Raw genomic sequence first — 13,284 nt, 5'->3', positions numbered from 1 at the left:
GGGGCGACTCAGGCGATCCGATTGTTCGATATACCTAGAATGCGCGAGAAGTTGACCGTTATGGGTGCGGGCGAGGTGTATGAAGATACGCTGTTAACGCAGCTAAATGCAGAAATTTTGGGAGCTAATTGATGCATTTAGTGTTGAGTGGGGAGGGTGCATCGGATGTTGGTAGCGATCTCGAAAATATCGGCCCAATTACCAAATTAGTCGATCAGTCGATCGAAAGACGATTAGGTTACTCCCTAGTTGATAAAGAGTTGAAAGCCTTAACGTTATTCTCAAAAGCAGAATTAGCCGCTCGTGCTAAACAGATGAAACCTCGTTCTCGCAAGGGTAAGAAGCAACCGAGTGAGACGCGCTTTTTTTATAATAATGCCCGCGCTTTGGCTTTACTGGCGAGGAAGCTAGAAGCAAAAGATCGGGTAGTTGTCTTGTTCAGAGATGGAGATGGTACGGCGACAACCAATCTACAGGAGTGGGCGCAGAAGCTTCAATCGATGCTGAAGGGGTTTGCGGTAGAAGGATTGACTACGGGTGTACCAATCTTGCCCAAACCAAAATCTAACGCGGCGCAATTTGGCAAGTTATTTAATATCATTCCAAAAGTACTTGATGGCTAGAATGCTTTCACAGATTAACTTTTGGGAAATTACGCGACTTTATTGTTCTACATTCCTATCCAATGTGCATGAAATTACGCGGCTTTATTTTTTTAGCATCGAAGACTCACGACGCTGCCTCAATACTTTCACGGTTTCAAATTACGCGACTTTATTATGTTTACACACAGATTGTAGAAACACAATAAAGTCGTATACTAAATAATAAAGTTTTATACTGGATTCCGTAAGTGTAGAACATTTACGGGATTTTTATATATTAGCATGAAAACAAAACATATAAAAGTTGATAATTTCAAATCTTTAATTAATTTTGAGTTGTCTTTAGCTAAGTTTAGTTGTTTAGTCGGGCTGAATGGTTCGGGCAAATCAACGGTATTGCAGTTTTTTGATTTCTTGTCTCAACAAGTTATAGGCGATCTGAGTGGTTGCAATACGGTTCGGTTAAACTTGAATCTTCTCTAGTATTAGTCCGCGTAGCGAAAAGTGCTGATGGGCGGGGGACCCGCCCAGTGTTCTTGGGGTTTCCCCGCTTGGGTTCGTTCCATGGTCAACTGGTTATTTCTCCCGCCCAGTGGGGAACAAAGGCGGGACGATACGGTGGTACAGGCCAAGTGAAGCACCTTTTCAAGACAGCAATGTCCAAGTTTAATCAATCGAGATATTAAACTTTAAATATTTTCTCTTACCCACTGTTTAAAAGCTTTAATTGATTGGCTGCTACCAACTATTTGACTTTGCTGAACGTATCGATTTATCAAGTCAACGATCGGTATATTTGGGAATGTGGGACTAGAATCCGATCCAACATATTTACTATCTTGTAAAATATTAATTTGTAAACCTTGCTTGTTATATCTCCAAAGTTCTGGTACGCCCAAAAGTTGATAATTGTCTAACAGGGTTCGAGAAGTCAGATCGATTTCTACAGCTAGATTTGGTGGTGGATCTATATTCATATCCAGACGATTTTTGCCAAGCACTAATGCCTGATTTTAGATGTAGAAACAGGCATCTGGCTCTACGCCTTGAGTCATTATTTCACTTTTTAAAGTTGTCGATCCGAGCGAATCATAATCAATGTTTAAGCGATCGAGCAAAGTCTTGATGATATCACTGATAATTTCTTTGGCTTTTTCATGTTCGGGCAATAGCACCATAATCTCTAAATAACCGTGACTATAAGAAACTCTGGCAGAACGATGTTCTCCCAAGTCGGTCAAAATATTTTCAAATTGCTGCCAGCTAACATCTTCTAATAAGAGTTGCTGTCCTGGCTTAATTTTCAGTTGTTTTAACTCTAATAACATTAAAAAGTATCTCTATAAAAACAGTTCGATCGCCTTGTGAACTTGGATATTTTGGAAATCAAGCTATCGCGATATTAGCAGGTTTCAAGCAACGCCGTCCCTTGTATCTGGACGCTTTTGAGTTAGGTCGAGGGGGCGATTAAACCCCTCGCCTTTCAATATACAGCGGTTTGCGGGTTCATGGGGTACAGTTATCTTCAAAAGCCCCATTCAGAAAGAGGTAGAGAATTTAAAGTGTCCCCCATATGCCTGGGAACCGCTGTAGATCTGGGTGCTGCTTTCACAGCACCCAGATCCCGCTATTCCAGTCACGCGACTTGCTAGAAATGCACACAACTTCCCACTCGATTTAGCTGCTGGTGAGGCTACTCCTGTTGCTTTGACTGCACCTGCTATCAACGGTTAATACTGATTTGATTTAGGAATGAGAACCCCCTCACATTGTGAGGGGATTTTTGCGTTTGGGGATGATTCGATCGGAAATAATTGCCTCGATCGCGCGACAAGATCGAGCAAGATAGTAAAATGACTTACATCCTCTCAAATCACCACTCCCCACTAAATTATGGCTGCTGAAGTAATCTGTGTCGGTACCGAATTATTGCTCGGTGATATTCTCAATAGTAATTCTCAATACTTAGCTAAAGAACTAGCTGCGCTGGGAGTATCGCACTTCTATCAGACCGTAGTAGGGGATAATATCGATCGAGTCCATCAAGCGATCGAGATTGGAGCGACTCGATCGAGTATATTGATTTTTACTGGTGGTTTAGGGCCAACACCTGACGATTTGACCACAGAATCGATCGCTAGTTATTTTAATACTCCCCTCGTCGAGCATCCAGAAGTCATCGCCGATATCGAGCGTAAGTATGCCCAACGGGGACGAGAGATGACGGCGAGTAACCGTAAGCAAGCACTCCAGCCCCAAGGCGCGGCGATATTACCCAATCCGCTTGGGACTGCGCCAGGGATGATTTGGCAACCACTGGCGGGACTGACGATCTTCACTTTTCCTGGCGTACCGCGAGAAATGTACCGGATGTGGCGGGATACAGCCGTTCCATTTTTAAAAACTCAGGATTATGGGCAAAATCCGATTTATAGTCGTAGTCTCCGCTTTTTTGGCGTTGCGGAATCAGCTTTAGCCGAAAAAGTAAATCACTTGTTCGACTCTAATAATCCGACTGTCGCCCCTTACGCTGGAAAGGGACAAGTACGGTTGCGGATTTCGGCTAGAGCAGCCAATGAGACAGCAGCCAATTCACTAATCGAACCGATTGCTAGAGAAATCCAACAGATTGCTGGAGACAACTATTTTGGCAGTGATGATGATACTTTAGCTAGTGTAGTAGGACAGTTATTGATGGCTAAAGGTCAAACTTTGGCTGTGGCAGAATCTTGTACTGGCGGTGGTTTGGGACAGATGCTGACGGATACGCCTGGAAGTTCTAGCTATTTTATGGGTGGAATTATTTCCTACGCTAATCGGATCAAAATCGATCTTTTAGGGGTTAATGCTGAGGACTTAGCGCGAGCAGGTGCTGTGAGTGAAACTGTGGCGATGCAAATGGCGGTGGGGGTGAAGGCTAAATTAGGGACTGATTGGGGGGTAAGTATTACTGGTGTGGCTGGACCTGGTGGCGGGACGGAAGCGAAGCCTGTAGGGTTAGTTTATATTGGGATTGCTAGCCCAGACGGTGAGGTGGAAGGAATTAAGTATCAGTTGGGAAGTCAGCAGGAACGGGGCTTGATTCGTCAGATGTCAGCGTCTCAAACCTTGGATTTATTGAGACGGCGGTTGGGATAGGGAGTAATGGGGAGACTGGGGGACTGGGGGACTAGGAGCGAAAAGTGCGGGAACAGGGGTTTCATCTGTCTATGAGTGGATGTGGTGGATGTGATGGAACTCTATCGATTTTCAACAGTCCTAGTTAATTAAGCCGAGATCGACTTACACTGAGTTGACGAAAATATTTAATTCCCCGAATTAACAGATGCAGAAACCATTTCAACATTTAATTGTAGTTAGTTTTCTTTTGGGTGCCCTCATGTTGGGTGGTTGTGATAGTCCCAGACGAGAGCAAGCTGCTACTCCCACAAATAGTCCATCAACGGCGACTAGCCCCGACACTACTACCGATCGGTTCCCTGGATTACCGAGACTTAATGGTAAAGCTACTGTACTGATGACTGTCAAAGGTAATAAACAAATCACGATCGAGTTAGATGGTAATAACGCGCCGATTAGTGCGGGTAACTTTGCCGATTTGGTTCAAAAGGGATTCTATAATGGACTGAGTTTCCACCGCGTCGTTCGTCAACCGCAGCCCTTTGTAGCTCAAGGTGGCGATCCCAAAGGTAATGGCAGTGGTGGTTATATTCCCGCCGGATCGACTACAGAACGCCGCATTCCATTAGAAATCAAACTCAGAGGTGCAACCGCTCCAATTTATAGTCAGACTACTACTGATGTCCCAGAACTCCAACATAAACGCGGCACGATCGCGATGGCAAGATCTCAGGCACCTGATTCTGCGTCTTCCCAATTTTATTTTACCCTCGCAGATATCGCTTTTCTAGATGGTAATTATGCTGTCTTTGGCAAAATTACTCAGGGTTTAGACATCATCGATACCATCCAACAAGGCGATAAAATCACGTCAGCGAAAGTAACTCAAGGGATTGAAAATCTCAAAAAATAGTCGCTCGATATCGATCTAACCTGAGTTCGACGAGGCAAAGCCTCATCGAACTCAGGTTAGGAGTAAAGCTTGGGCGGACTTTGCAACCCGATGAGTATCATAAATAGTTATAGTTTAGTTAACCATAACGACGACCGACTTCGCGACTCAATTGTACGTAAGTGTTATAGCCACGTCTTTCCAATCTGCGCGCAGCACGTTGGGCTTGCTGACGATTGGCATAAGTGTTTTCTAAATTCCATTGTTGAGCACCACGATTGCGATAGTAAACACTGAACTGGCGATCGTTGCGACGATATTGAGCTAATGTGAGGTTAGTTTCACTAGTAAGCTGAACTTGTGGAGACGCGGCACTTGCATTAAATGGTAGGGTCGCTGCCAAGGTAGTGCAGACAACTGAAAGCAGCATGAGCTTGTTCATAAGATTAGTTTTTCCCAGAAAATGAGCTTAATTACTGATTTTGAATAAAGCGATCGAACTTACCGATCGAGCGTACTTATTTATGATAATTGCTAACTTTAATAAATCTATCTCTCTAAAGGCAGAACATCAATAGCAGTCGTCACAGATCCGTAGATACTCGATCTAGGAATGAGGGAACCTCCGCGTGATTTGGGTCGCTCCGACAGGAGAAGCTCACGTTTGCTACTGTTGTCTGACAGCGTTGAGGACTAGGGAGAAGTTAGGTTGATGGCTCAATATCTGAGGTGAGCGGCCAAGTAAAGCTAAAGGTCGTGCCTTTGTCTAGTTCGGATTGCACCGTAATCGTGCCGCCTTGAAGTTCGACGATTTTTTTGACGCTCGCGAGGCCGATCCCAGTACTATCGGCGGTGGTGATTTTGCTGAAGGTTCTAAAAATCTCAAACATCTTTTGATGGTATTGGGCAGGAATTCCCGGCCCGTCATCGGCGATCGCAAAGCAATAGAGATCGTCTTGGAGAGTGGCGGTAATCTTTACTTGCCCATCTTGACGATGGTGGTGTTTGATGGCATTACCGATGAGATTGGTGAAGACTTGCTCCAAAGCTGTGACGTTGGTAACGATCGTCGGTAGATCTGGTGCAAACTCAATCGTAAATGCTGGCGGTACTTCCAAACCGCAAGTTACATTTTGCAGTAAAGCGGAAATCGCTACGGCAGTCAAGCGATTTTCTTTGCGTCCGAGTTTGGCGTAATCTAATAAATCATTGAGCAGGGCTTCCGTCTGAGACACGCGCGATATCAACAGGCTAAATTGCTGTTGGGCACTCGGAGGCAGCGTTTCGACCAGATCTCCTCCCAGCCAGGTGGCGATGTTGCGAATCCCCCGCAAGGGGGCGCGCAGATCGTGGGAAGCGATCGAGACAAATGAGTCGAGTTCTTGATTGCGGCGTTCTAAGAGCGTGGCGGTTTTGGCTAGCTTTTGGATCCATTCCTGTTGGACGATCGCTTGTAGGCGGAGATTTTCTTCGGCGAGCTGGCGTTGTGCTAATTCTCGATTGAGTCGCTCGATCAGCTCTGCTTGTTGGATTGCGATCGCCAATTGGACTGAGAGCCGCTCTAAAAATAACACGACAGTATCCGTCCAGTTCCGTGCGTCTTGACATTGGTGGACGATCAGCAGACCCCATAATCTGGGTAGTTCTTCAGGGTTGTCGGGAGTGAGTAAGATCGGGACGATCGCGTTAGCGCGGACTTGAAACCGTTCGAGTACCTCGATGTGGCAGGCGGAGAGTCCGGCTAGAGCGATATCATTAATGGTTTTTGAACGGCCTTGCTGATATTCGGCACCTCGATCGAGCTGAAAGCAAGTATCGACGATCTGTGCGCCGAGTGCTACCGGATATCCCTCACTGACAGCTTCAGCGATAATATTACCAACCCAATCTGGCGTAAATTGATAAACGACGACCCGATCGCAAGACAAGAACTTTTTGATTTCTTTGACTGTTGTATTTAAGATCTCGGCAAGATCGATCGATCTCCGAATATTTAAAGCAACTTCTGCGAATATTTGCTGCCATTGCTGTTGCATTTGCAACAATCTTTGGGATTTAACGCGCTCCAAAACCCGCTGCACGAGTGCTTGTAAACTGCTTTGGGTCAGCTTATTTTTGAGTGCATAATCTTGCACGCCTTGCTTCATGAGCGTGACGGCAATTTCTTCATTACCCTGCCCAGTTAAGACGACAATTGCGGGTAATTCCCGCTCGCCTGCTAGCTCCTGAAGCCCTTTGACAAACTGGATGCCGTTGAGATCGGGTAACAAAAAATCTAGTAAGATCGCATCCGGCCATTGCGCTTGACAAAACTCCAAACCTTCGCGCGCATAACCCGCAATCTGAATGTCATACGTGGTCGTCAGATCGCGCTGGAGATAACGGCAGTAAGTTTCCCGATCCTCGATCGAATCATCGACAATTAAAATTGTAAAGTAATCTTTGAGCAGCATATATTAGTGCTAAATAATGTACACTACGCGGGAGTCAGGACTAGATTGACAAATTCTGTCAACACAGAGCAATCTCAAAAACATTCATAACACTATAACAAATTTAATATTCCACATCCCGCACTTAGGAGAAGTAAGATAAAAAAAGCCTAATCTTACGTCACTAGAGAGTTAATCGATCGAGTTGTACGCTTGCGCGCGAATGACATCAGCAATTGCGGGTAATTTGACGATATCGAGCCAGAACTCGATCGTGGTGTGAATCGATTTTTTAAACTGTTGTAAATCGATCGCTTTTACCAGGTAACTATTGGCTCCCAACCGATAACACTCTTCGATATCTTTGCCGTAATCAGATGTTGTGAGGACGATCGTCGGAATGTATTTCCACACTGGGTCTTGTTTGATCGTCTCCAATACTTTCCGTCCGTCGATCCCTGGGAGATTTAAATCGAGCAGGATGAAGGCGGGGATATTTGTAGTAATAGCCGTCTTCCGCACGGAGCGATCGAGATAGTCTAATGCTTGCTTACCAGTAGGAAAGCGTTGCAGTCGCGTCGAGATCGGCGATCGCGCGAACGCTCGCTTGAGCACTTCATAATCTTCGTCACTATCCTCAATTACGAGTACCAGCGGCAGCACTGACCGATCGGGAAGTAGTGAGGATCCAGCTACGGTGGTTGAGGAATTCATAAGCGACCAGCGGTAATTTATATACTCCCTTCCCAGTACCAAATTAGACATCTAGGGTAGGGTAGGGGTGGATGGTGGATGGTGGATGGTGGATCGCGAATGGCTATTTCTTTGGTGGGAAGGGAGTAGTTAAGGGCTAGAAATTAGTAACCACAGCACATTCGCACAATTGTGGCACTTTGATATTAATTCTAGTTGGAGCATTACTAAGATAACGTTAGATCGCTCACACCTGCTGCTACTGGGTAGAGTTATGGCTCAGAGCGAAGTAAAATGTACTTCCCTGTCCAAGGACTGACTCGACCCAAATTTTACCGCCGTGACGATCGACAATTTTTTGGGAGATCGTTAAGCCTGCGCCCGTCCCTCCACCGTATTCATCGCGAACGTGCAAGCGTTTGAAAATCCGAAAGACATCTTCAAAGTGGATCGGATCGATCCCGATGCCATTGTCGCGCACGTAAAAAATGTGGGCGGTTTCGGGCAATGATGACAACCGATCGCGATATTTATGGGCGGCGATTGCCGGATCGAGGACACCGATTTCAATTTTGACGGGGGTATTGGTGTTGTATTTGATCCCATTGCTAACTAAATTGGTAAACAATTCGCCGATCTGGGTGCGATCGCCCCAAATCGCGGGTAGCGTCAGCACGGTGACATCTAGGGCATCAGTAGTGATTTTAAATAACTCGACTACTTCCTGAAGGAGGAGATTGAGATCGAGTTGACTAGTAGCTAGTTCGGAGCGTCCCAATCGCGAATAATGCAACAACGAATCGATCAGGTTTTCCATCCGGCGGGTGAGGCGGATCAGCGTATTGATTTTCGATACGCCGTCGCTATCTAAGATCTCACCATAGTCTTCGAGTAGGAAACTAGAATAGTTATGAATCCCGCGCAAGGGTTCCTTGAGATCGTGCGAAGCAACATAGGCAAATGAATCTAGATCGACATTGCTGCGCGTCAATTCTAGATTTAACTGGGATACTTCTGCTGCATGTCGTAAAGCGACGTTGACGATCGCACTTTTCAATTCAAGCGCGGCTGTGGATTCGCTGGTTTTCCAAGGTAATGCCGTCTGGCGGACTGTCTCTTGCCAAGCACTAAAGGATTTGCGCGGGGAGAGCCGAATCTCGCCATTTTCATCGGTCGATGCGGTTTTGGACGGATCGCCGCCCCAACTAACGATCTGAGCCACTTCTGGCCGAAACCACAAGATGTAGAAATTTTGAGCGCGCGATACCATCATCGCTAGCATCCCGCTGGCGATATCGCTATAGACTGCGGACTCAGGATATTCCTGTACCAGTCGGACGGTTTGAACGACAGCTTCAGCTTGGAGACGCGGTGCGAGCGAGACTAGTAGCTCGCGTAGCCGATCGACGCTGGGGGTATTGCCGAAGACCGTAAATTCATCTTGAATCGCGATCGCTACCCCAGTCGCACCGACGAGATTTAATAAGTCGGTTGGCGATTGCGTCAGAGCTGTCAAGACATCGGTTTGGCGCGAGATCGACTCAAAAAACGACACTTTGAGCGCATCGATTTCGATCTGATAGTCGCGATCTTGCAAGTCAGCTTTGGCAGTCAACTCAAATGCGGCGATCTGACCGATAAATTCGCACACAGTCCGCAAGAAATAAGGGATTAGTTTTGGCTCGCGGTGATGGCAAGCAATCAATCCCCACAATTTCCCCTCGCGCACTAGAGAAATCGACATCGATGACCGCACGCCCATATTTTGCAAATACTCGATATGCAGGGGTGATATACTTCGCAATACCGACCAGCTCAGATCGAGTGGCTCCTGGGTCAGCGGATTGAGCTGGGGCAATAGTTCGATCGGTTTGTAGGTAATATCCGGCACTAGCCGCAGGTGATTGAGCGCGTACAACAGTCGCGCTGACAGTGGAATATCCGACGCGGGGTAGCGTAAGCCTAAATATGGTACGAGGTCGGGATGTCGCGCTTCGGCAATCACATTCCCATCGCCCGATGGCTCGAACCGATACAGCATCACCCGATCGAATCCTGTAATATGGCGGACGCTCTTGACTAAGTGGTCGCACAGCTCTTCAAAACTGCCACCGCTCTGGAGTGCGGCGATCGGGGCTTTAACCTGTCGATAAAAGTCAAAATAAGCGATCTCCTCGCGGACGGGTTCGGTATATCCTAGCTCGATCTCCAGGACGATCGCGTCCCCCACCCGATGGGTAATACAGTGAGCCGCAATCGTGCCATTCGGTGTTTGGAGATCGACGCGTAAGGGGTTGACATACTCAAAATCTCCCGCCAAACACTGCCCGATCGCCTGAATTTCTGCCGCACCCAGCAGGATACTGACATGTTTGTTTAAAAAGTCTTCAGGCGCGCGACCCAGCCACTGCAAAGTATTGGTACTAAGTTGAACGATGTTGAAGTCCGGTTCGCTGAGGACGAATAGGACTCCATGTGGTTGGATATAACCTGGAATGTGAACGGGTTCGCGATCGCAGTTAGTTAGATTTACAAGTTCGCTAGGTGCTAAGAGCGGTTCTGCTCCGACTTGGTTCTTAGTCATTAGGCTCGATCGTCGCTGAGAGAGGATAATTATATTCTACTAAAATTTGGATTCGTGCTCTAATCTTTTAGTGGGAAGGGAGTACCCTGCGTGGATGGTGGATGGTGGATGGTGGATGGTGGGTGTATATTTCTTGGGTGGGAAGGGAGTAGTGTTTGAAAATGCAAATTGTGATTACTGGGATTGGGTTTAGATCTGCCTTTGGCGATTTAGCAGAGACTTGGCGAGGTCTGATGGACGATCGATCCGCAATTAGATTACACCAACCTTTCGCCGATTTACCGCCACTGCCGCTAGCTTCGATCGATCGCCAGCCGCAACACGTCATCGATCTTACTCACACTGTTGTTACTGAAGCGATCCTCGATGCGGGTTTGAGCTTACCATTACTCGATTGTGGCGTGGTCATCGGTTCGAGCCGCAGTTGTCAGCCTGAATGGGAAAAGTTGACATCCAATCGATCTGTCAAACCAGATTTGACTAATTGGTTAGATACCTTGCCACACAGTCCAGCAATCGCCACCGCTCGATATATCGGCTCTCGATCGGCGGTATTAGCTCCGATGGCGGCTTGTGCGACGGGAATATGGTCGATCGCGCAAGCTGTAGGTTTGATGCGTTCTGGAGCCTGTGAGCGGGCGATCGTGGGAGCGATCGAAGCACCGATTACACCATTGACGATCGCAGGTTTTAGCCAAATGGGTGCGCTGGCGACAACTGGCTGCTATCCGTTCGATCTCCAACGGGAGGGATTAGTCTTGGGAGAGGCGGGGGCGGTATTTATCATCGAGACAGCAGAATTAGCTCGATCTCGTGGTGCCAAAATTTATGGGGAAGTATTAGGATTTGGATTGACAAATGATGCTTACCACATGTGCGCGATGGATGAAGCGGGAACGGCGGGGGCGAAGGCAATTTATCAATGTCTGGATCGATCGAAACTCATACCCACCGACATCGATTATATCCACGCTCACGGTACTAGTACGCCATTGAACGATCGCCGCGAAAGCCAACTAATCGCGCAAATCTTCCCGCATGGTGTCGCAGTTAGTTCGACTAAAGGAGCCACAGGGCATACATTAGGGGCTTCAGGTGCTGTGGGGATGGCATTTTGTCTACAAGCGATCGCGAGTCAAACTTTACCGCCCTGTGTGGGTTTGAAAAATTCCCCATTCGATCTCGATCTAGTCAGGGTACCACGCCAAACAGACGTGAATAATTTACTATGCTTGAGTTTTGGCTTCGGCGGACAAAATGCGGCGATGGCGATCGGGAAATGGCAGCCTAAATCGAGTAATACAGCGGAAAAGACTTAGCCTCTTTAGGTTTGATATAGACAGTTTGCTGTGGTTCCAAGTGTAACTCATCGAATCGATCGCGCGTTAGATGAGCCGAAATAACTTGCCCGTCAGCTAGTGCTAATTCTGCTTGAATCTCCCAGCCCAAATGAATAATCCGCGTCACTGTTGCGGCTGTGAGCGTACTATCTGGCTCAGTCGCGATCGAGATATCTTGGGGGCGGAGATATACTTGAGGATGATTGGCTTCAAACCCATTATTTTGAAAAATATCTGCACTGCTCGGTAACACATTCACAGGGCCGATAAAACTCATCACAAACGCACTCGCAGGTCGATCGTAAATCTCCGCCGCAGTTCCTACCTGCTCGATTTGACCTTTATTCATCACCACGATTTTGTCGGCTACTTCCATCGCCTCCTCCTGATCGTGGGTGACAAATACCGTCGTCACATGTACCTCATCATGCAGACGGCGCAACCAAACGCGTAAATCCTTTCTCACCTTGGCATCCAACGCCCCAAATGGCTCGTCTAGTAACAATACCTTGGGTTCGACAGCTAGAGAGCGTGCCAAAGCTACCCGCTGTCTCTGTCCGCCAGATAACTGTGACGGATAGCGATCTCCCAATCCTGAAAGCTGAACTAGTTCCAGCAACTCATCAGCACGCGCCTTAACTTTAGCTGGACTAGCATTACGAATCTTCAATCCAAAGCCGATATTTTCGCGAATAGTCATGTGCTTAAATAGTGCGTAATGCTGAAATACAAACCCAATATTTCGCTCCTGAACGCTCTGATAAGTTGCATCTGTCCCAGTCAGCCAAATTTTGCCAGTATCGGGTGTTTCCAGCCCAGCAATCAGCCTGAGCAGAGTAGATTTACCAGACCCAGAAGGCCCCAGCAGAGCCACCAGCGCACCCGATTCGATTTCTAGATCGACATTATCGACAGCTTGGAAACTGCCAAATTGTTTCGATACATTTTTTACTGATATGCCCATTATTTAAAATACCTGAATAAATAAATTTTTAGATTAATCGATCGCTGACTTATATTTAATATTATTTATTTTATACCTATTTTAAAATCTATTTACTGAGGATCGATCGGCCAATTAAATCGCATATCCTCCCCCCCATCCGTGAGTTACTACTCCAGATCGAGCGGAAAACCGTGATATCTTAAATATAGTATCCGATCGAACTACTTGTGGAACTCTCTTCTCGACTAGAATACGCTTTAGTTGCTTTGCTAGAAATCGCTAAACATCAGGCTCAAGGCAAACCCCTCAAGGTAAATGAAATCGCCGCTAGTCAGTTATTACCAGAACGATATCTCGATCAGATTTTTACTTCACTCAAACGTCAAGGAATTCTTTCTAGTCAACGAGGGATGAAAGGTGGTTATCTACTTGCTAGAGAACTATGGCAGATTACTTTATTAGATGTAGTAATCGCGATCGAAGGTAGTGGCGATCGCAAGAAAGTCGATCCAACTAGCTCTAATACTCTTGAAAAAACAGTCGTCGTGCAAACTTTTGAAGGCATCCAAGACTCTGTTCGCGATCTTTTAAAAAGTTACACGCTTCAAGATTTAGCTAAAACATTAGAAACTCAGCGGCAAAGCAGTCCAATGTATTACATTTAGGTTGTAG

The 13,284-nt window shown here is 46.6% G+C and carries 11 protein-coding genes and 2 pseudogenes; 7 read left to right on the top strand and 6 right to left on the bottom strand.

Features of this window, described 5'->3' with window-relative positions:
• Positions 1-131: 131 nt before the first annotated feature.
• Together ACEW9J_RS26460 and ACEW9J_RS26455 are read left to right on the top strand one after the other, a co-directional pair.
• Positions 132-623, top strand: coding sequence for a hypothetical protein (locus ACEW9J_RS26460; RefSeq protein ID WP_373548050.1), 492 nt, complete (start codon positions 132-134; stop codon positions 621-623).
• A gap of 264 nt (positions 624-887) precedes the next feature.
• Positions 888-1,088: an AAA family ATPase gene (locus ACEW9J_RS26455; protein WP_373548049.1), complete on the top strand. Its 201-nt coding sequence runs from the start codon at positions 888-890 to the stop codon at positions 1,086-1,088.
• A gap of 206 nt (positions 1,089-1,294) precedes the next feature.
• Here ACEW9J_RS26455 and ACEW9J_RS26450 read toward each other — a convergent pair.
• Positions 1,295-1,933 (bottom strand): annotated as a pseudogene (locus tag ACEW9J_RS26450) (Uma2 family endonuclease).
• A gap of 322 nt (positions 1,934-2,255) precedes the next feature.
• Here ACEW9J_RS26450 and ACEW9J_RS26445 point away from each other — a divergent pair.
• The 3 genes and pseudogenes from ACEW9J_RS26445 to ACEW9J_RS26435 all read left to right on the top strand — a co-directional run.
• A pseudogene (locus tag ACEW9J_RS26445) lies at positions 2,256-2,339 on the top strand (photosystem II protein D); the annotation flags it as partial.
• 159 nt (positions 2,340-2,498) lie between these two features.
• A complete protein-coding gene (locus ACEW9J_RS26440; protein WP_373548048.1) occupies positions 2,499-3,743 on the top strand; it encodes a competence/damage-inducible protein A in 1,245 nt (414 codons plus the stop codon).
• Between the two features lie 187 nt (positions 3,744-3,930).
• A complete protein-coding gene (locus ACEW9J_RS26435) occupies positions 3,931-4,638 on the top strand; it encodes a peptidylprolyl isomerase (protein WP_373548047.1) in 708 nt (235 codons plus the stop codon).
• A gap of 118 nt (positions 4,639-4,756) precedes the next feature.
• Here ACEW9J_RS26435 and ACEW9J_RS26430 read toward each other — a convergent pair whose 3' ends face one another.
• The 4 genes from ACEW9J_RS26430 to ACEW9J_RS26415 all read right to left on the bottom strand — a co-directional run bounded on the left by ACEW9J_RS26430 (position 4,757) and on the right by ACEW9J_RS26415 (position 10,326).
• Complete coding sequence (locus tag ACEW9J_RS26430) at positions 4,757-5,047, bottom strand: hypothetical protein (RefSeq protein ID WP_373548046.1); 291 nt, start codon at positions 5,045-5,047, stop codon at positions 4,757-4,759.
• Between the two features lie 274 nt (positions 5,048-5,321).
• Positions 5,322-7,070, bottom strand: coding sequence for an ATP-binding protein (locus ACEW9J_RS26425; protein ID WP_373548045.1), 1,749 nt, complete (start codon positions 7,068-7,070; stop codon positions 5,322-5,324).
• Positions 7,071-7,241: 171 nt separating this feature from the next.
• Positions 7,242-7,763, bottom strand: coding sequence for a response regulator (locus ACEW9J_RS26420; protein ID WP_373548044.1), 522 nt, complete (start codon positions 7,761-7,763; stop codon positions 7,242-7,244).
• 238 nt (positions 7,764-8,001) lie between these two features.
• The gene (locus ACEW9J_RS26415; protein WP_373548043.1) at positions 8,002-10,326 is read right to left on the bottom strand and encodes an ATP-binding protein; all 2,325 of its coding nucleotides are present in this window, start codon (positions 10,324-10,326) and stop codon (positions 8,002-8,004) included.
• A 161-nt stretch (positions 10,327-10,487) separates the two neighbouring features.
• On the opposite strand from ACEW9J_RS26415, the gene ACEW9J_RS26410 reads away from it, so the two are divergent.
• Positions 10,488-11,645, top strand: coding sequence for a beta-ketoacyl-ACP synthase (locus ACEW9J_RS26410; protein WP_373548042.1), 1,158 nt, complete (start codon positions 10,488-10,490; stop codon positions 11,643-11,645).
• Here ACEW9J_RS26410 and ACEW9J_RS26405 read toward each other — a convergent pair.
• Positions 11,614-12,630 carry a sulfate/molybdate ABC transporter ATP-binding protein gene (locus ACEW9J_RS26405; RefSeq protein WP_373548041.1) on the bottom strand — a complete coding sequence of 339 codons (1,017 nt, stop codon included), beginning with the start codon at positions 12,628-12,630 and terminating at the stop codon, positions 11,614-11,616. The genes ACEW9J_RS26410 and ACEW9J_RS26405 overlap by 32 nt on opposite strands.
• A gap of 209 nt (positions 12,631-12,839) precedes the next feature.
• Here ACEW9J_RS26405 and ACEW9J_RS26400 point away from each other — a divergent pair, with 209 nt between their 5' ends.
• The gene (locus tag ACEW9J_RS26400; protein ID WP_373548040.1) at positions 12,840-13,277 is read left to right on the top strand and encodes an Rrf2 family transcriptional regulator; all 438 of its coding nucleotides are present in this window, start codon (positions 12,840-12,842) and stop codon (positions 13,275-13,277) included.
• Positions 13,278-13,284 lie beyond the last annotated feature (7 nt).

Source organism: Chamaesiphon sp. (assembly GCF_041737865.1).
Taxonomy (GTDB): domain Bacteria; phylum Cyanobacteriota; class Cyanobacteriia; order Cyanobacteriales; family Chamaesiphonaceae; genus Chamaesiphon.
This window is presented reverse-complemented; position numbering and strand designations above follow the sequence as displayed.

Coding starts and splice junctions, on each gene's coding strand:
- ACEW9J_RS26415 (WP_373548043.1), bottom strand. CDS start 10,326: ATGACTAAGAACCAAGTCGGAGCAGAACCGCTCTTAGCACCTAGCGAA.
- ACEW9J_RS26430 (WP_373548046.1), bottom strand. CDS start 5,047: ATGCTGCTTTCAGTTGTCTGCACTACCTTGGCAGCGACCCTACCATTT.
- ACEW9J_RS26435 (WP_373548047.1), top strand. CDS start 3,931: ATGCAGAAACCATTTCAACATTTAATTGTAGTTAGTTTTCTTTTGGGT.
- ACEW9J_RS26420 (WP_373548044.1), bottom strand. CDS start 7,763: ATGAATTCCTCAACCACCGTAGCTGGATCCTCACTACTTCCCGATCGG.
- ACEW9J_RS26455 (WP_373548049.1), top strand. CDS start 888: ATGAAAACAAAACATATAAAAGTTGATAATTTCAAATCTTTAATTAAT.
- ACEW9J_RS26460 (WP_373548050.1), top strand. CDS start 132: ATGCATTTAGTGTTGAGTGGGGAGGGTGCATCGGATGTTGGTAGCGAT.
- ACEW9J_RS26440 (WP_373548048.1), top strand. CDS start 2,499: ATGGCTGCTGAAGTAATCTGTGTCGGTACCGAATTATTGCTCGGTGAT.
- ACEW9J_RS26405 (WP_373548041.1), bottom strand. CDS start 12,630: ATGGGCATATCAGTAAAAAATGTATCGAAACAATTTGGCAGTTTCCAA.
- ACEW9J_RS26425 (WP_373548045.1), bottom strand. CDS start 7,070: ATGCTGCTCAAAGATTACTTTACAATTTTAATTGTCGATGATTCGATC.
- ACEW9J_RS26410 (WP_373548042.1), top strand. CDS start 10,488: ATGCAAATTGTGATTACTGGGATTGGGTTTAGATCTGCCTTTGGCGAT.